Origin of the sequence: Afipia sp. OHSU_II-C1, from assembly GCF_000497575.1 — a bacterium.
GTDB lineage: Bacteria > Pseudomonadota > Alphaproteobacteria > Rhizobiales > Xanthobacteraceae > Afipia.
In genome coordinates, this window is record NZ_APJI01000020.1 from 46,389 (window position 1) to 64,254 (window position 17,866).

A 17,866-nucleotide genomic window follows, 5' to 3' on the forward strand; every position below is an offset into this window, starting at 1 on the left:
TTCCTCTTCAGTTACTTTGCCTTCCCTCGGAAGGCCTTCTTTCACGCTGCCAGCGCTGGATCCTGTTGCGCGCGTCGCGGAGGGCGAACAGTCCTCCCACGACCACGCGCGCGGTCACGTCGGGGCAGTAGTGAAATTCCCGGACGGCAAGCAGAACGCCTCGTTTGCCCGCGAGTCCCTTTTTGAATTGCCGAATTCCCGGATCACCGGGCCCGCCGAGTTCGTACCAGCGCACCTTCGTGTTTTCCCGCAGCCAGCGCATGACGTGCCATTGCAGGACGTATCCGGCATTCAACGCGGTTGCCTCATCACTGGTCGCACCGAAAACGTAGTAGGCGAGATCACCCACGACGCTGAATGCGATGCCGCCGATCGGCCTTCCCTCGTGATGCGCCAGCGCGATGCGCATCTTCATTCGCTCCGGAAGCCGCATCAGGTCCGGAATGGACGCGGGCAGATCGACGCCCGGATAGTTCAGGTTCTTGCGCCGAACCATCTCGGCATAGACGTCCTGGAAGGCCTTGATGTCGGCGGGAGCGTCACCGATGCGAACGTCGAGGTTGTGCGCAAGACCCTTGCGGAGATTGTAGCGCCATCGCTGGTCTAGGCTTTTCTGCTGCTCCGCTTCGTCCAGCGTCGCATCGACGAAATAGCGGTCAAGCATCGATGACGCGGAGCCTGCGAGACCCATTTCGCTCAGGATTTGCGCTTCGATCGGATAAAAGTCGGGATGCGGCCGCGGACGAAGGACGAGGTAAAGCTTTCGTCGTCGACAATATTCGTCCACCAACGCCGCCACTGCAGTCCGGTAACGCTCCGGATCGAGAGCACCGTCGAAAGAACGCCAGAACGGCGCGAAGCGCACGAGCGCCATGCCGCGACCGAGATAAGGCACCAGATAAAGGCCTACCCGAGCGCCTGCGACCGGAACCCCCTCGCGTTGCAAAAGAATGTGGCTCGAGCGCTCGCCCCGTTGCCCGGAGCCGTAAATTGCTGTCTGCTCGTAGTGAACGTCGGCAAACGTCGCCATCGCTGCGTGCCAGCCGTCGTCCGATACGCGATCGATCTGGTAGTCGTTCATGGCAGCCTCTTGCATGGCAAATGTCATCAGTTCACTTGACGACGACCGTGCCGATCATCCCGGCTTCGCGATGGCCAGGGATCAGACAGGAGTATTCGAAAGTGCCGCGCTTTGTGAATTTCCAGACGATCTCGCTCGTCTTCTTCGGCGCGAGGCGCTTGCCGTTCGGATCATCATGCTCCATGTCGGGATTCTTCTTCATCGACTCGGCATGCTTGAGATTTTCGGCGGTGGTCGCGAGAATGAACTCGTGGTCGAGTTCGCCGTTGTTGCGCAGCATGAACTTGATCTGCTCGCCCTTTTTGACCTCGATCTTGTTCGGCGTGAACGTCATCTTGCCGTCGGCTTCGCCCATCGTCACTTGAACGATCCGTGCTGGTTTGTTCGCCTCGCCCGGCTCACCAGCCGAAAACGTGTCGTCCTGATGTCCGGCAAGCGCTGCCCCGGCCCATGCCGGCGTCGCCAAGAGCAGCGTTGCAAATAGTGCGACGCCAGTTCGATGCAGTTCTTTCATGTCGCGTCTCCTTCGTTCGGTTGAAACATTCGGCCTGAACGCCGCGCTCACATCCCCTTCATCTTGATGCCTTTCATTCCCTTCATCCGTTTCATTTCCGTCGCCCCACCCTTGTCCTTGCCACCATCCTGCCGGGCCGGTTCCGCGGCTGGAGCATCGATCTCATAGGCGACGGTGCCAGGCGGATTCTTGTAGGGTCCGGGATCGCTGTAATCGTCGCGCGCCATGCCTTCGCGGATCTTCATCACCGTGAACATGCCGCCCATTTCGATCGGCCCGAATTGTCCGGAGCCCGTCATCATCGGCAGCGTGTTGTCCGGCGCGGGCATCTCCATTTCGCCCATCGCCATGCCCGTCGACCCCATCACCATCGCGTCGGGCGCCAGCTTGCCGACGGCTTTCGCCAGATCCTTCTTCGAGACGCCGATCATGTTGCGCATGTCGTGTCCCATGGCGTTCATGGTGTGATGCGACTTGTGGCAGTGAAACGCCCAGTCGCCAGGATTGTCGGCGACTACGTCGAACGCACGAACCGCGCCGACCGGTACGTCGGTCGTCGTCTCCGGCCATTGCGCGCTTTCAGGAACCCAGCCGCCGTCGGTGCAGCTGACGGCAAAGTGGTGTCCGTGGAGATGGATGGGATGGTTGGTCATGGTGAGATTGCCGATGCGGACACGAACCTTGTCGCCGAGACGGACCGGCAACGGATCGATCCCAGGAAACACGCGGCTGTTCCAGGTCCACATGTTGAAATCGGTCATCTCGTTGACCTTCGGCAGATAAGTGCCGGGATCGATGTCGTAGGTGCTCATGATGAAGACGAAGTCGCGATCCACGGGACGGAACGCCGGGTCGCGCGGGTGCACGATGACCATGCCCATCATGCCCATCGCCATCTGCACCATCTCGTCGGAATGCGGGTGGTACATGAACGTCCCGCTGTTCTTCATCTCGAACTCGTAGACGAAGGTCTTGCCGGGCTTGATATGCGGCTGATTGAGACCGCCGACGCCGTCCATGCCGTTCGGCACGATCATGCCGTGCCAATGCACGGTCGTATGCTCGGGCAGTTTGTTGGTGACGAAGATGCGGACCTTGTCGCCTTCGACGGCCTCGATCGTCGGGCCCGGCGCCTGGCCGTTGTAACCCCACAGATACGCCTTCATGCCGTCGGCGAACTCTCGCACCACGGGCTCCGCGACGAGATGGTATTCCTTCCAGTCGCCGTTCATGCGCCAGGGCAGCGACCAGCCGTTGAGGGTCACGACCGGGCGGTAATCGGGACCGCTGGTGGGATGCAGCGGCGGCTGCATCGTCACCTTGTCCATGTTCGGCGCTTCCGGAATATTCGCCGCCTGCACGCGGCCGCTCACGGCGCTGGCGCTCACCAACGCCGCGGTACCGAGAAATCCTCTTCGCGATAGCATGTTCGTCTCCATCAATGGCCGCCGCCGCCGCCAGCCTGGGCGGTCGTCGTCGGACGGGACTCCGTTGGTGTTTCTCCCGAGCCGCCACCGTTAACGGCGGTCTGCAGATCGGATTGGGCGAGCCAGAAGCCGCGCTTGGCATCGATTCCGGCCCGCAGCGACGCGATGCGCTGTCGCGCTTCCGTCAGCAGCGCGAACACGTCGACCTGCATGCTTGAAAAGCGCAGTTGCATTTCTTCGGTGATGATCTTCCGGAGTGGCAGAACCTCGCGCTCGTACTGCCGGGCGATCTCATAGCTCGATCGATACGTCCGGTACGCGTCGCGTGCTTCCGAGCGCACATTGATCGCCTTCTCGGTCAGGCGATTGAAGGCCTGATTGTAGGTCTCGCTCGCTTGTCGCACCCGGACTTCGCCGCCATCGAAGATCGGGATCTGGAACTGGATGTCGAAGCCGCGTTCACGGAACCGGGAGCCATCGGGATCCCTGGTGGTCTTCGCAATTCCTGCAACATCGAGCAGCGTGACGAAACGGCTCGCTTCCGTGAGATTGAGCGATTTCGCCAGCGCATCCAGTTCGATGCGTGCAATCTGCAGGTCGATCCGGTGCGTCACCGCATCCACTTCAATCGACGGCAGAGCGGAAGGACGTCGCGGCAATGGCGGAAGCGTCTTGGGCAGACGGAACGTAAGGTCGCCGTCCCAAAGCCCCATCAGTCGTGCGAGACGTTCGCGCGAACTGGTCGCCTCCTGACGTGCCGAGGCGAGATCGGCTGTCGTCTCCGCGTAGAAGACCTGCTCGCGGGCCTGATCGAGCTTGTTGAGCGAACCGGTCTCACCCAGCTTCGAGGCCAGCTTGGCGGTCGCCTCCGCCGTGGACTTGGCATCTGTCAGAAGGCCAACCATCTCGTTGGCGGCAACAGTACGGTAGTAGGATCGCCGCACATCAGACGCGAGCCTCAGGGTCTCCAATGCGGCCCGCAATTGGGCCTGGTGGAATCGTTTCCTGGCGATCTCGGAGCGGAATGGTAACGTCGCCAGCGCCAAAATGTCACCGACGACCTGACGCTCGATTTCGACCGCACCGCCGCCCGCGATCCTCGAAATCGAGAAGGTCGGATTGGGCGGAAGGCTTTCCTGGACAAGGTCGGTTTCCGCCAACGCCAATTCGTTGTAGGCGGCCTGCAAGCCGCGATTGTTGAGCAGCGCGACCTGGACGGCGGTTTCGACATTGAGCGTCCGGCGCAGCAGTCGCTTGACGGTGTCGTCAGCCTGCTGGGCTTCGTCCACGGAGCGGATCGCGACCACGTCCTTCTTGATCGTCTGGCCGGCGATCTCGGACACGACGCCCATTCCCCGATCCGGCGAGAACGTCGCACAGCCGGAAAGAAGCAGGGACACGGTGAGTGCCCACGCCGACCGATGGTGTCGGAGGCGGCTCAGATGGGGCGGCACGCCACGGATGATTTTCATGACGTGCTCCTAATGCTCGTGCCCGGATTTCGGTGACGGCGTGACGCGCTGGTTCTGTTCCTTCCAGCCGGAAGGCGTCGTCGGGCGAAGGCTGGTGTAAGGGGCGGTGGTCGACCGGTAGCCGACGCCCGCGACCTTTGCTCCGGGATCAGCGGGGTCCGCGCCGGCGAGCGGCGCCAGCGGTACTGCGCAGCCGCCGAGCGTCATGGCGGCCAAAGCCAATCCTGCGAATGCCCCAAGTTTTCTTTCGAATATTCCGCGCACCACCGAACCAACGGCGGCGGAAGTCGCCCCAATCTGCGCTGACATAAGACTTTCCTGAACTGACGATGAACCACAGGTACACGTGCCCTGAACGGGCGCGGCACCGCGTTACACTTGGGTCAGGTCAGGAAATGGGGGGGCGATAGCGCTGTGGGGGCGCGTTGTCGGTCAGCTTCCGGTAGCTTTCGGCCTCGCGCACGGCCTTCGGCACCAACGGCTTTGCCACGTCGACGAGCGTCGCGGGAAGCGCGGTGACACACATCAGGCCGCAGCAATTTCCATCCGCCGAATGCGGCGCCTTTGCCGGACCGGAATCGCTCTTCAACGCGACCGATTTCACATCATGATCCGCGGATGAATCCGCGTGGGTCTGGACCCCGGAATGATGATGGGCATGTCCGTCGTTGTGGACGTGCATCATGCCTTCATGATGCACGTGGACCATGCCCGGCACATGATCCTCGTCGGTCAGGCAATAGGGCGTGGCGTGACCGCCGGGCAATGCAAAGGACAGCGTCGGTGCCAGCACGCAAAACAGATAGGCCAGGGCGATGAGCCACCCTGCCTTAACCCGTTGCGTCCTGGTAAGTCCGACCAACATCAATGCGTCAATGCTTTCGATTTGCTGTACTCGGATTCGGAATCATAACTGCGAAATCTCGTGCCGCCAAGATGGAACCGAGAGGTTCATCGTTCTGCCCGTCCGACTACCGCCATCAATTCCGCGATCTTGCGGCGCTGATCCGCCTTGTCGCCGCTCGCGATTGCATGCTCGACGCAGTGGGCGACGTGGTCCTTCAACACCTCTTCCTCGACGCGGCGCAGGGCGGCACGAACGGCGGAGATCTGCGTTACGATATCGATGCAGTAGCGGTCCTCCTCCACCATCTTGGCGAGGCCGCGCACCTGCCCCTCAATTCGGCTGAGGCGTTTCTGGCATGACGTCTTGATGTCTTTTCGCATTCGCTTTATATACCCCTACCGGGTACCTGTTACAAGTCAATGAGGAGGCCTAAATGACCAGGTCGCGAAACGCAAGTTCCACGGGCCAGCCGGACACCTCCTCGATGGCAACTCACCAGCATGGCGGCCAAGCCCACGGCAATCACGGGCATCATCAACCTCCCGCGGAAAAGGAGAAAGTCCTCGACCCGGTTTGCGGGATGACCGTCGACCCGGCGACGAGCAAGCACCGGTTCGATTACCAAGGCCGCACCTACCATTTCTGTTCGGCAGGCTGTCGCACGAAGTTCGCGGCCGCTCCTGAAACCTACCTCGACAAGTCCAAGGCCGCACCGAAGGCGCCTGTTCCGGAAGGCACGGTCTACACGTGCCCGATGCATCCCGAGATCCGGCAGATCGGACCCGGCAACTGCCCCATCTGCGGAATGGCTCTGGAGCCCGAAGTGGCAACGCTGGACGCCGCACCGAATCCCGAACTGGCGGACATGACCCGACGGTTCTGGATCGGCCTCGTGCTGGCGCTGCCCGCAGTCGTCCTCGAGATGGGCGGGCATCTGGTCGGCGGCCATGGCTGGGTCGACCAAACGTTGTCGAACTGGATTCAACTCGTCTCGGCGACACCGGTCGTGATCTGGGCGGGCTGGCCGTTCTTCGTGCGCGGCTGGCAGTCGCTGGTGACCCGCAACCTCAACATGTTCACCCTGATCGCGATGGGAACCGGCGTCGCTTATGTCTACAGCCTCGTCGCGACCGTCGCCCCGCAGGTCTTTCCGCCCGCGTTTCGCGGGCATGACGGCGCCGTTGCCGTCTATTTCGAAGCGGCGGCGGTGATCACCGTCCTGGTACTGCTGGGCCAGGTGCTCGAATTGCGTGCTCGCGAGGCAACGTCGGGCGCGATCAAGGCTCTGCTCGACCTCGCGCCGAAGACGGCGCGCCTCGTTGCAGAGGACGGCACCGATCATGAAGTCCCGCTCGACGGCCTGAACGTGGGTGACAAACTGCGCGTCCGGCCCGGCGAAAAAGTCCCGGTCGACGGCATCATTCTTGAGGGGCGCTCATCGCTCGATGAGTCCCTGGTGACCGGGGAATCCATGCCCGTCACCAAAGAGGCCGACGCCAAGGTCGTCGCAGGCACCCTGAATCAATCCGGCAGTTTCGTGATGCGAGCCGAGAAGGTCGGGCGCGATACCATGTTGTCCCAGATCGTGCAGATGGTGGCGCAAGCGCAGCGCTCGCGCGCGCCGATTCAGCGGCTCGCGGATCAGGTTGCCGGGTGGTTCGTTCCAACCGTCATCGTCGCGGCGCTTGTCGCCTTCGCCGCCTGGTGGATTTTCGGGCCCGAACCGCGTCTGGCGTTCGGTCTGGTGGCGGCTGTCAGCGTGCTGATCATTGCCTGTCCTTGTGCCCTCGGGTTGGCGACGCCGATGTCGATCATGGTCGGCGTGGGACGCGGCGCCCATGCGGGCGTGTTGATCAAAAATGCTGAAGCGCTGGAGCGTCTGGAAAAGGTCGATACGCTGGTGGTCGATAAAACGGGAACGCTCACCGAAGGCAAGCCAAAGGTCGTCTCTATCGTTTCCGTCGCGGGATTTCGGGAGGACGATCTGCTCCGCCTCGCCGCGAGCGTCGAGCGCGCCAGCGAGCATCCGCTGGCCGATGCCGTTGTACGGGCGGCGAAAGAGCGCAATCTGACATTGATCAATGTAGAGGAATTCGACTCGCCAACAGGCAAAGGTGTGACCGGCAGGGTGGACGGCAAATCTGTCTTGCTTGGCAATGCGGCCTATTTGAAATCGTTAGGTGTCGAGACACAAACATTGGAGCCACAAGCCGAAATCCTGCGCGGTGAAGGTGCAACCGTGATCAATATCGCACTCGATGGACAATTGGCGGGCCTCTTTGCAATCGCCGATCCAGTGAAGCAATCCACGCCCGATGCCTTGAAGGCGCTGGCGGCGGACGGCATCAAGGTCATTATGTTGACCGGCGACAACAGGACGACGGCGAATGCGGTCGCGAAACGGCTCGGCATCTCGGAGGTCGAGGCGGAAGTGCTGCCCGACCAGAAGAGCGCCGTCGTGAGCAAGCTGCAGAAGTCCGGTCGCGTCGTCGCAATGGCCGGCGACGGCGTCAACGACGCCCCTGCCCTTGCCGCGGCCGAAGTCGGGATCGCGATGGGCACCGGCACCGATGTCGCGATGGAAAGCGCGGGCGCAACACTTCTCAAGGGCGACTTGATGGGAATCGTTCGCGCCCGCCGTCTCTCCGAAGCGACGATGAGCAACATCCGGCAGAACCTGTTCTTCGCGTTCATCTACAACGCCGCCGGAATACCGATTGCCGCCGGCGTGCTCTATCCGACGTTCGGACTGTTGCTGTCGCCGATCATCGCCGCGGCGGCGATGGCGCTATCTTCAGTCAGCGTCGTGGGCAATGCGCTCCGGTTGAAGTCCATAAACTTGTGAGGTGTGGCTGTTCGAACTTGGCGGACCTGCGATTGAGTACCCGCTGAGTTTGAAAGATAATCGAGCCTCAAGATGTTCATATCCGAGCCCTGATCATATCTGTCCTCTGGGAGACGTTGCGAGGGCAGTTGACCGAGTTCGGGTTGATAACACCCCAGGGCGTTTGGCGCATTCCCAAACTCCAGGCGTTGGCAACGACACTGCCCGGTTTTGTTCGGAAATAGCGCGCCATTTTTCGATTCAGTGCCAACACTTTACCGCGCACCAATTTGAGGCAAGCGATCTTGCTCTTCGCCGTATCGCCACTGTGTCGGATTTTCCCATCTTCGGCGTGCCGCGATTGGCCCTGCGACGAGCAGTCATTACTTCAAGGCCGCTTGATATTGATAATCCGAAGGTCGTAGGTTCAAACCTTGCCGCTGCATACAGCACTCGGTCGCTATTGCGTCATCCTACTCCCGGTTCACCGCGCGGAAGGACATTCTGTATAACATTGGCAGGCTCGGGATGATAAGCGGTGAGTTCGTCGATCGCCGGCTCGAACCGCCCGAAGCGCAATGCCAGCGTCGGCAGAACAAGCAGGTTCAAAACCATTGAGGTCAGGAGCCCGCCGAGAATGACGATGGCCATTGGCCCCTCGATCTCCCGCCCCGGTGCGCCACTGCCAATCGCCAATGGCAGAAGCCCAAGCCCGGTCACCAGTGTGGTCATCAGAATGGGCGTCAGCCGATCACCGGCGCCCTTGATTGCGGTCGCCAGCCCCCAACTCATACCTTCAGCCTCAACCAGATGCTCGTAATGGGAGATAATCAGGATCGAGTTGCGCACCGTTATTCCGAATACGGTCACGAATCCGATCATTGAGCCGAGCGTCAGCAGGCCGCCGGTGCCGAAAACCGCTAGGACGCCGCCGACGAGGGCGAACGGCAGATTAATCAGAACGAGAACAAGGTTGCGCCAGCCGCGCGTAACAATGGACAATAGTAGCACAATGGCGATGCCGCCGATGACGGAATTCAGGATCAGATCGCTCTGCGCCTGAGCCTGCGCCTGAGCGCTACCGGAAAACTGGATGTAGGTGCCGGCCGGCAGCTTGACTTGAGATGCAATGCTGGCACGTGCTGCCCGCACGACAGCGGCGGTCGATCCGCCGGCAACATTGAAGGTTACGCTCGCCATCCGCTGTCCGCCTTGGTGCATAATCTGATAGCGGCCGCTCGCTTCGTATATATCAGCGACCTCTTTGAGAAGGACGAGCATGCCGTCAGGAGCCCGCAGCGGGAGGTCGCCTATGTCGCTGACGCTTTTGCGATCCTTGGCGTCGAGGATCAGCATTACGTTGAAGACCTGATTGCCTTGGTACGTTTGTCCGACGGTATCGCCGGCATAGGCTGTCCGCACCGCGTCCAGCACCTCGGTTGGATCAAAGCCCCAACGGACCAGCGCGGCCTTGCGCAGGCTGATCGTCAATTGCGGCATGCCCGGAGGTGACTGTACCGTGACTTCCGTGACTCCCCTCATTCCGTTGAGCGCACGCGCGACCTCCTGCGCTTTCCGGTCGATGCCATCGAGATCGTTACCAAAGATGTTTACCGCTACCGCGGCTGTGTAGCCTGAGAGGGTCTCCTCGATCCGTTCGCTCAAGAAGGTCTTGACCGAAAAATTCACCCCAACGAAGCCTGCCAGTGCTTGCCGGATTTTTGCCTGCACGCCCTCCTGCTCGTCTCCCGAGAGGCTAGGTTTGAGGTCCACCTCGAATTCGCTGTAGTGCGTGCCGTATACATCGCCGGCAAGCTCCGCACGGCCCACCCGCTGCGCCACCGACCGTACCGCCGGGATATTTCGGAGCGCCGCCGACACACGCGCGCCGATCGCCAAGGATCGCTCAATCGACGTGCCGGGCACCGCCGACATGTGGATGATGAAATGGCCTTCCTTCAATTCGGGAATGAAGCTCGCGCCGAACAGCGGCAAGGTGGCGCAGCCAATGATGGTGAAGGCTGCCGCCAAGGCGATGACCACGCGCGGCCGGTTCGATATGCGCAGCAGCAGCGCTTCATAACGCGCGCGAGACCAGCGAACGACCGGAGGCTCGTCCGCCTTAGCACGCCGCGCCAGCAGGGCCATGCTCAACGCCGGCACGATGGTCAAGGCGACGGCGAGAGAGGCCAGCACCGCCAGGCTATAGCTGATCCCGAGCGGCGCAAACAGCGCGCCGGAAATGCCGGGCAGCAGAAGGATCGGCACGAATACGAGGAGCACTGCGAACGTGGCGTAGACGACGGGACTCCGGACTTCGAAAGTGGCGTCGAGGACGACTCGGGCGGCAGAGCGTGGATCGGGAAGTTGCCGGTTTTCGCGCAAACGCCGAACGATATTCTCGACCCCAATCACGGCGTCGTCGACCACCACGCCGACGGCAATCGCGAGGCCGCCCAGCGTCATTGTGTTCAGCGTGCCGCCAAGCCTTTCGAGAACGATGATACCCGCGAGCAGAGAAAGCGGTATGGCTACGACCGCAATCACCGCCGTGCGCAAATCGAAGAGGAAGAGGGTGAGGACAATGACGACGAGGACTCCGCCGATATACATGGAGCTGCGGATGTTGCTCATTGCCGTGTTGATGAAATTCGCCGGACGGAAGAGATTTTCGTGGAGGTCGATTGCTTGCGCCTTGAGTCCCGGCGCCAGGTCGGCGATGGCCGCTTCGACCCCGCGCGTCACTTCCACCGTATTCGACCCGTACTGCGCTTCGACGTTCATCACGACGCCGGGCTTGCCGTCGATGGCGGCGGCGCCGATCGGCGGCTCGGGCGCCTCCACCACCTTAGCGACATCGCCCAGCGTTACCCGGGCCGCTCCTTGGGAGAGCAAAACGGTGCGCGAGAGCTCGTCGGGAGTTAGCGATTGCCCTTCACTCTGAAAGACGATTCGCTGATTGGCCGTATCGATAAACCCCGCCCCGCGCACGCCCGTCGCCTTCTGGGCTGCCGCGAGCACGTCATTCAGCCCGAGCTGGTAGCGCGCGAGTTGGTCGGGACGAACTTGGATTTGGAGAGAGCGCGTGTCGCTGCCAAACACGGAGACATTGGCCACACCCGGCACTGCGAGCAGCCGCGGGCGGATGGTCCATTCCGCCACGGTCTTGAGATCCATCAGCGAACGCGTGTTGGAGGTAAGACCTGCCACCAGCACGATCCCCGTTGACGACGTCAGCGGCGTCATGGCCGGCGCCTTGACCCCTTTCGGAAGCTGTTGGGCGGCGACGGCGAGGCGTTCCGCCACGACCTGTCGGTCCAGATAGATGTTGCTGCCCGGATCGAAGAAGACCTTGACGATGGAGATGCCTTGGATCGATGTCGAGATCAGTTTCTGAATTCCCGGCACGCCGTTGATTTGGGTCTCGATCGGCGTGGTGACCAGCATCTCGACCTGTTCCGGCGTCAGGCCCTGTGCTTCCGTCTGGATACTGACCTGGGGCGGGGCAAACTCAGGAAAAACATCGTATTTAGCGCCAAGCAGACTGAAGATGCCGTAGCCGAGCAACATGCAGCCGAGCGCGATGACCACGCCGCGGAAGCGGATGGAGAATGCGATGATGGCCGCTTGCAGGCCGGAGGGGCGAGAGTCAGTGTACGAGGCCACTTTTAATCTCCCCCGACCTGAATCTGAGCGCTGAATTCCTGTGACAGCAGCGCCTGCGCTCCCGTCACCACCAGTGACTCATTTGTGGGGAAGCCTTGTGCGGCGCTATCCGCATCGGACGCAGGCGCGTCCGGCTCTAGGCGTAGCATGGTTGGGAGTACAGGTACGACATAGCCGCCGTTCGGCGACGGCAACCCCGTCGGGATCTCGCGCCGAGTGAACGTATCGGCTTTGGTCTGCAGATAGACCCAGGCGCTTCCCTGGAACCACACCACTGCCGTGCCGGGAATAGCCACCCCCGGTGTCGGCTGCCCGACGGGGAGCAGCGCGATTACGTTCATGCCTGGCAGTGCTTCGCTCGCCGCATCGGCGGTGTAGAAGAAGCTCACTCCTTGAATTTTCGGATCGGTACGCGTTGCCAAAGAGACAAACTCGATCCTGACGCGTTGTCCGGTGGTGGTTTCGATGAATGCCGTCTGCGGCGGCTGCGCGAGCGATACGCCCACGGGAAGCGTGACCTGAACCAACACTTTCCTTCGTTGAATCAGATCGCGGGCTAGTGCGGTGCCGTCCGCGAGCGAGCGGCCGAGCAACGGACCCCACGCTTGATATGCACTTGCCGATGCATTTTGTGTCTGCAACTGCGCCGCCTGAGCGCTTGCCTCATCGGACCGGTAAGTTGCTTCGGCGGTCTGGAACTGGGCCGTCGAGATAGCTTCGCCCTTGCCATGCAGCACTCGCGCTCGCTCAAATGCCGCCTGCGACGCATTGAGTTTTGCCTGAGCGACGGCGAGCTGGCCTTTGGCAGTGGCGATCTTGTTGCTGAGATTCGTGAAAGACTGTAGGTCGAGAACACTGCCGTAGCCCTGCACCTGCCGCTGGTAAGGCACAGTGTTCGGTCGCCTCACCGCGATATCGGCCTGCTTTTGCAAATCCGAGCTCAGCGTGATTGTCGGCAGCCCAGTGTCCGTGTGTGTAACATGGACGGCGGCTTTAACCGGCTGCTCGCGCTGGGCTTCCGCCGTCGCTTCGCTGCGGCCTTCAATGAAGCCCCAGATGAGGAGCACACCAAGAGCTCCGATCAACACCAGCACAATCAATCCCCGAAGGAACCGGCGCACATGTCTAGCCAGGCCCTTATCATCAGTCATGACCATGTTCGCTCCCGACGTTTTTGTTGCCCTCCGCAAATCGCGCCAGCAAGGCGAGGAGGCCGATGAGCGCCATGGCGGTGAGGGCTGCGCCGGCGAGGAAAGTCGCGACCGGCCCATAGATGTCCCAGAGAGCTCCTGCGACGACACTGGCGATGAGCATGGCGATGCCGCTTGCGAGGTTGAACACACCAAACGCTGTTCCGCGCAACTCGGCCGGCGCCGTGTCGGCGACAAGTGTCGCGAGCAGTCCCTGGGTCAAGCCCATATGGAGACCCCAAAAAACCACGCCCACCAAAAGGACTGGCACCGATGTCGTGAAGGCAAGGATCAAATCGGCGAAAACAAGCGTACTAACCCCGACGATCAGCACGCCCTGGCGTCCAAACCGGTCGGATAGCACACCGGCTGGATAAGCGGAGAGCGCGTAAACGATATTCATGACCACCATAACGGCGGGCACGATCGCGATTGCGAGGCCCACGTTCTGTGCCCTTAAAACCAAAAACGCTTCGCTGAACCGAGCCAGGGTCAGCACTACGGCAACTCCTACTACGGCCCAGAACGGCCTCGATAGTCGCCAAGCGTCACTGAAACGTGGCTTAGGTTTTTCCAGGGTGGCGGCAGCCCGCTCCGGCTCTTCGACGCCAAACACCATCAGGGCGAGAGCGAAAAACGCGCGGACGACCGCAATCCAAAACACCATCGCGTAATTGTCGCGGGTGAGTAGCATGAGCCCGAGCGCGGCGAGTGGCCGAGAAATGCGCCAATGGTGTCGAGCGATTGTCTTAGTCCGAAGCTTGCCCCGCGTAGCCGGGCTGGCGCGAGATCAGCTACAAGCGCATCGCGCGGCGCTCCGCGTACTCCCTTGCCTACCCGGTCAAGAAAACGGGCGGCTACAACCCACTCAATCGTAGTCGCGAGCGGAAAGATCGGCTTTGTCACGGCGGAGAGACCGTAGCCGATAGCCGCCAGCAGTTTGCGGCGACCCAGCCAGTCGGAAAGAGCGCCGCTGAAGACCTTAGTGATCATTGCCGTTGCTTCGGCGAGGCCCTCGATCAGCCCGACGGTGAGCGTTGAAGCGCGAAGAACGGTGACAAGATACACGGGCAGCAGCGCATGGATCATCTCGGAGGAGATATCCATGAACATCGATACGAACCCGAGCGTCCAGATTCCGCGTGGCAGGGCTCGAAGGCCTATAGAGGGAGGCAGAACATGATTAGCCATGCTGCCGTCTTCCCGGATGCTTCGGGGCGTGCTCCCGGCCGTTGGCGTCCAGCGGATCTGCATCACATTCTATTGGAGCATTTACGCCTTCGTGAGCGTAGACTTCCTCAGCGAAGGCGGTCAACGCTGTGCCGCAGGTCTCAAATTGCTCCGTTGCCTTCTGTATTCGGGCGTCCGGAAAGAAGTCGCGCGTTTTGATTTTCGCGAACCAGGCTGAAAGCTTGTTGAGGTCATCTTCAATCTCTTCGAGTTCGGCGAAGGTGAACTTCCGAAGCCGGGTCTCCTCTTTAATCTCATCAAGAAAGCCGCGCGAGCGTTCTGCGAATTCATCATATTCCCGAGCTCGATCGGCTTGGAAACGGGTGATAAGCGTTTCCTGTTCAGTTGGGCTCATCGCCTGGACTAGAAATACGGTCGCACTCCCGTTCTGCTTTCGAACGCTATCGGCCAGTTGCGCGAAGAGTTCAGCATGGCCTTCCGCTTGCGGTAGCACCCATGCTCCATTTAGGGCGCTAGCAGCACCCGCTGCGCGCAAGCGCCGCCAAAGTGCCACGCGCGCGCTAGAGGGCGCAGCAGGAAGCTGCGCCAGGAACAGCAGCCAATTCGGTTCGTGAGTAATATCAACCTCCATGCAACACCTGTTGCAATACAGATGACCCAGGCCAAATGCAACAGGTGTTACTCCAGAGCGAGGCTGACTGTTTGCCCGTGCGCATCAGAGGCGCTCGCGCGCCTAGGGTTGCGGAATTCAGCTATGATGCATCTGTCCGGAGAGGCACGGTTCGATCCGCAGACGTTACCCCGACCGGCTTGTAAGGTTGAAACGCCTGGCTGACCCGCTCTCCGCGAGGGACCGGAACGTGCTCACGCTTACGCCGCTTTCCAGATTCGCGCTTCCTTCACCTCACGTTCTTGGAGGGTCTTTAGTCAGCGAGGTACGCCAGCCATCTGCCGTTAACGAACTTCCTTCATGACCAGCGAAATGTAGCGTGGCGAAAAGTAGAGGACTCGGCCATAGCGCAGGACGCAGCGAAAACCGTTTCAAAAACCGTTTCAGAATTGACTTTTGAAACGGTGCAATATTGGTAAGCTATTGAATTGACTGGCGCGCCCGAAGAGATTCGAACTCCTGACCCCCAGATTCGTAGTCTGGTGCTCTATCCAGCTGAGCTACGGGCGCGCATTTCGCGGACTTGAGAGAGGCCGGTGGCCGGGCCGCGAAAGAGCGCCATAGCTACCGGCTCCGGAACGGCTTTGCAAGATCGATAAGACATGGATTTCGGGCCAAAATGGCAGTTTTTCAGGCCCGCGCCCGCGCATCCCGCAAGCTGCGCAGCTCCACGGCCCGATCCGGAATCGTGATTCGGAACGTCGCGCCGATGGTCCCATCCACCAGATTGAGCTCGCCGCCATGGGCCCGGATCAGTTCGGCTGCAATCGCCAACCCCAGCCCGGTGCCGCCATCCCGTGAGGAGCCCTGAAACGCCTCGAAGAGATGTTCGCGGGCCTTTTCGGGAATGCCGGGGCCGGTATCCGAGATTTCAAGGATCGTCACCGCGCCCTCGCGGCGGCCGGTGAAGCGGATTTGCTTGGCAATGGCGTCACCGGACTTGTCGCTCTCCAGCGCCTGCGCGGCATTGCGGGCCAGATTGAGCAGCACCCGGAACAATTGATCGGGATCGGCATCGACGGTCAGGCCACGCTCGATGGCGTTGATCCACTCGATCGAGGTATCGGAGGCCAGCCCGGTCGATTCGCGCACCTCGTTGACCACCGGCTCGATCAGAACGCGGCGGCGGTCAGGCGGCGCCTCCTGCGCCTTGCCGTAGGACAATGTCGACTGGCAGAACGCGATGGCGCGCTCCAGCGAGCGCATCAGCTTCGGCGCAAATCGCTGCACGCGCGGATCGGGCACGCTGGCCAATTGATCGGACAGAAGCTGCGACGACGCCAGCAGGTTGCGCAAATCGTGGTTGATCTTCGAGACCGCGAGCCCGAGCGCGGCGAGATGGTTCTTCTGATGCAGCATCGACACCAGATCGCGCTGCATGTCCGACAGTTCGCGTTCCGCAAGGCCGATCTCGTCGGAGCGTTTCGACGGTTCGATAATGCGCGCAGTGCTTTCCGGATTTTCGTGGAACGCGACGAGATTGGCGGTGACGCGACGCATCGGCCGCACGAACAGATGATGCAGGGCGTAGTAAATCAGGCCTGCAGTGATGCTCGTCATCACCAGCGACAGCAGCAGCACGTTGCGCGAGAAACGGAACATCGCCGCGCGCAGCGGCTTTTCGTCCACCACGACTTCGATGAACTGCCCGCTGCCGGGCGCCGGCCCGATCACGCGCATCACCTCGTCGCCGCTGTCGATCATGACCTGAAACGCGTCGACAATGGCCGACCATGCACTCGTGTCGCGCATGTCGATGTCGTGGTCGATCTTCGCGGGCATATCGGCCGCCGCCAGCAGCCGCCGCTGCGATCCGCTTTTGATGGCTACCGCGCGCGCGCCGATGCTGGCGAGAATCTGCCGCGCCAGCGCATCGGGAACCATGCCGCTCGGGGCGGCGTCCAGCACCAGCGCGGCGGTGCTTGCCGCAGCCAGCCGGTCGTTCAGCCGGTTCACCCGGAAGTTGGCGATGGATGGCACATAGATCAGGATTTCGACGATCAGGATCAGGGGAATCGTCAGCAGCAACAGCTTTCCCGACAGCCCGAACCGCAGCCCGGGCCGGAGCTTTTCCATTGTCCGATCAGGTTCCTGGCCGGATACCGCCATTGAGTGATCGCCTGCCCATTTTCATGATTTGCCGCCACAGGATGCGCCTGTCGGCGACCCGGGTCAAACCCCCGGAACTGTTATGGTTTAAGCCTCTGGCCGCGCTCCACAACCTGAGCGCGGTATAAAACCCCAAGATTGACGAAAACAGGCTGCTCCCGTATAAGCCGCGCCAACTGTCCTCGATGGCCCGGCTCGACCGGGCCGGTTCATTTTGGACCGAAATTGGTCCACTTCAGGGCCGGCATCGCAGGATTTCATCTCATTTATCGGCGAATTGCCTCCGACGAGCCGTCGGACGCGCATTTCGGTAGCGGAGAACGACCGTGAAGCGGACTTATCAACCCAGCAAACTGGTGCGCAAGCGCCGTCACGGCTTCCGTGCCCGTCTCGCGACCGCCGGCGGCCGCAAGGTTCTCGCTGCCCGCCGTGCCCGCGGCCGCAAGCGTCTGAGCGCCTGACCGACCTTTATCCCGGGACCTTTTCCCATGCGCCGGTTGGAATCATGGACCGGTTGAAGCAGCGCGCGGATTTCATCGCCGCGGCCAGCGGACCACGCATGGCCAGTCCTGCCTTTGTGGTGCAAACGCGCCGGCGCGACGACGACGGCCCGGTCCGCGTCGGATTTACCGTTACAAAGAAAGTCGGCACCGCGACGGAACGCAACCGCGTCCGCCGCAGGCTTCGCGAACTGGTGAAGCGGCTGGATGTCATATCCATGCGACCCCACCATGATTATGTGATAGTGGGCCGTCGTGCCGCGCTGGACCGCGGCTTTGAAACCATGTTCAACGATCTGCGCTCGGCGCTCAGCCGCCTCGAGCGCCAGACGCCCCGACCGCCAGCGACCTGAAGCCACACACAGTCCTTCCCGA

The 17,866-nt window shown here is 61.4% G+C and carries 14 protein-coding genes, 1 tRNA gene and 1 pseudogene; 3 read left to right on the plus strand and 13 right to left on the minus strand.

The window, feature by feature from the left end:
* Positions 1-7: 7 nt before the first annotated feature.
* The 7 genes from I554_RS0121010 to I554_RS0121040 form a co-directional block, all read right to left on the minus strand.
* Positions 8-1,081, minus strand: coding sequence for a GNAT family N-acetyltransferase (locus I554_RS0121010; protein ID WP_244432812.1), 1,074 nt, complete (start codon positions 1,079-1,081; stop codon positions 8-10).
* 31 nt (positions 1,082-1,112) lie between these two features.
* Positions 1,113-1,595 carry a cupredoxin family protein gene (locus I554_RS0121015; RefSeq protein ID WP_024574413.1) on the minus strand — a complete coding sequence of 161 codons (483 nt, stop codon included), beginning with the start codon at positions 1,593-1,595 and terminating at the stop codon, positions 1,113-1,115.
* 47 nt (positions 1,596-1,642) lie between these two features.
* Positions 1,643-3,022 (minus strand): copper oxidase, encoded by a 1,380-nt coding sequence (locus I554_RS0121020; protein WP_024574414.1) that lies wholly within the window; start codon positions 3,020-3,022, stop codon positions 1,643-1,645.
* An 11-nt stretch (positions 3,023-3,033) separates the two neighbouring features.
* Positions 3,034-4,494 (minus strand): TolC family protein, encoded by a 1,461-nt coding sequence (locus I554_RS0121025; protein WP_024574415.1) that lies wholly within the window; start codon positions 4,492-4,494, stop codon positions 3,034-3,036.
* A 9-nt stretch (positions 4,495-4,503) separates the two neighbouring features.
* Positions 4,504-4,803, minus strand: coding sequence for a hypothetical protein (locus I554_RS0121030; protein ID WP_024574416.1), 300 nt, complete (start codon positions 4,801-4,803; stop codon positions 4,504-4,506).
* Positions 4,804-4,882: 79 nt separating this feature from the next.
* Complete coding sequence (locus I554_RS0121035; RefSeq protein ID WP_024574417.1) at positions 4,883-5,359, minus strand: hypothetical protein; 477 nt, start codon at positions 5,357-5,359, stop codon at positions 4,883-4,885.
* Between the two features lie 86 nt (positions 5,360-5,445).
* On the minus strand, positions 5,446-5,721 hold the full coding sequence (locus I554_RS0121040; protein ID WP_009337977.1) for a metal-sensitive transcriptional regulator: 276 nt from the start codon (positions 5,719-5,721) through the stop codon (positions 5,446-5,448).
* Between the two features lie 53 nt (positions 5,722-5,774).
* Here I554_RS0121040 and I554_RS0121045 point away from each other — a divergent pair, with 53 nt between their 5' ends.
* Positions 5,775-8,186 (plus strand): heavy metal translocating P-type ATPase, encoded by a 2,412-nt coding sequence (locus I554_RS0121045; RefSeq protein ID WP_024574418.1) that lies wholly within the window; start codon positions 5,775-5,777, stop codon positions 8,184-8,186.
* Positions 8,187-8,633: 447 nt separating this feature from the next.
* Here the strand turns inward: I554_RS0121045 and I554_RS0121050 are convergent, their stop codons facing one another.
* The 6 genes and pseudogenes from I554_RS0121050 to I554_RS0121075 all read right to left on the minus strand — a co-directional run bounded on the left by I554_RS0121050 (position 8,634) and on the right by I554_RS0121075 (position 16,958).
* The gene (locus I554_RS0121050) at positions 8,634-11,831 is read right to left on the minus strand and encodes an efflux RND transporter permease subunit (RefSeq protein WP_024574419.1); all 3,198 of its coding nucleotides are present in this window, start codon (positions 11,829-11,831) and stop codon (positions 8,634-8,636) included.
* 2 nt (positions 11,832-11,833) lie between these two features.
* Complete coding sequence (locus I554_RS0121055; protein ID WP_024574420.1) at positions 11,834-12,988, minus strand: multidrug transporter; 1,155 nt, start codon at positions 12,986-12,988, stop codon at positions 11,834-11,836.
* Positions 12,975-14,212: pseudogene (locus I554_RS25775) on the minus strand (MFS transporter). The gene I554_RS0121055 and the pseudogene I554_RS25775 overlap by 14 nt, the downstream one beginning before the upstream one ends.
* Positions 14,205-14,843, minus strand: a complete 639-nt coding sequence (locus I554_RS0121065; RefSeq protein ID WP_024574421.1) for a Chromate resistance protein ChrB — start codon at positions 14,841-14,843, stop codon at positions 14,205-14,207. Before I554_RS0121065 ends, I554_RS25775 begins: the two are co-directional and overlap by 8 nt.
* Before the next feature lie 472 nt (positions 14,844-15,315).
* Positions 15,316-15,392: transfer RNA gene (locus tag I554_RS0121070), tRNA-Arg, on the minus strand.
* A gap of 120 nt (positions 15,393-15,512) precedes the next feature.
* Positions 15,513-16,958 carry a HAMP domain-containing sensor histidine kinase gene (locus tag I554_RS0121075; protein WP_029659796.1) on the minus strand — a complete coding sequence of 482 codons (1,446 nt, stop codon included), beginning with the start codon at positions 16,956-16,958 and terminating at the stop codon, positions 15,513-15,515.
* Between the two features lie 359 nt (positions 16,959-17,317).
* Here I554_RS0121075 and rpmH point away from each other — a divergent pair, with 359 nt between their 5' ends.
* Together rpmH and rnpA are read left to right on the plus strand one after the other, a co-directional pair.
* Positions 17,318-17,452 (plus strand): 50S ribosomal protein L34, encoded by a 135-nt coding sequence (rpmH, locus tag I554_RS0121080; RefSeq protein ID WP_008542748.1) that lies wholly within the window; start codon positions 17,318-17,320, stop codon positions 17,450-17,452.
* A gap of 44 nt (positions 17,453-17,496) precedes the next feature.
* Positions 17,497-17,844 carry a ribonuclease P protein component gene (rnpA, locus tag I554_RS0121085; protein ID WP_024574423.1) on the plus strand — a complete coding sequence of 116 codons (348 nt, stop codon included), beginning with the start codon at positions 17,497-17,499 and terminating at the stop codon, positions 17,842-17,844.
* The last annotated feature ends 22 nt before the right edge of the window (positions 17,845-17,866 follow it).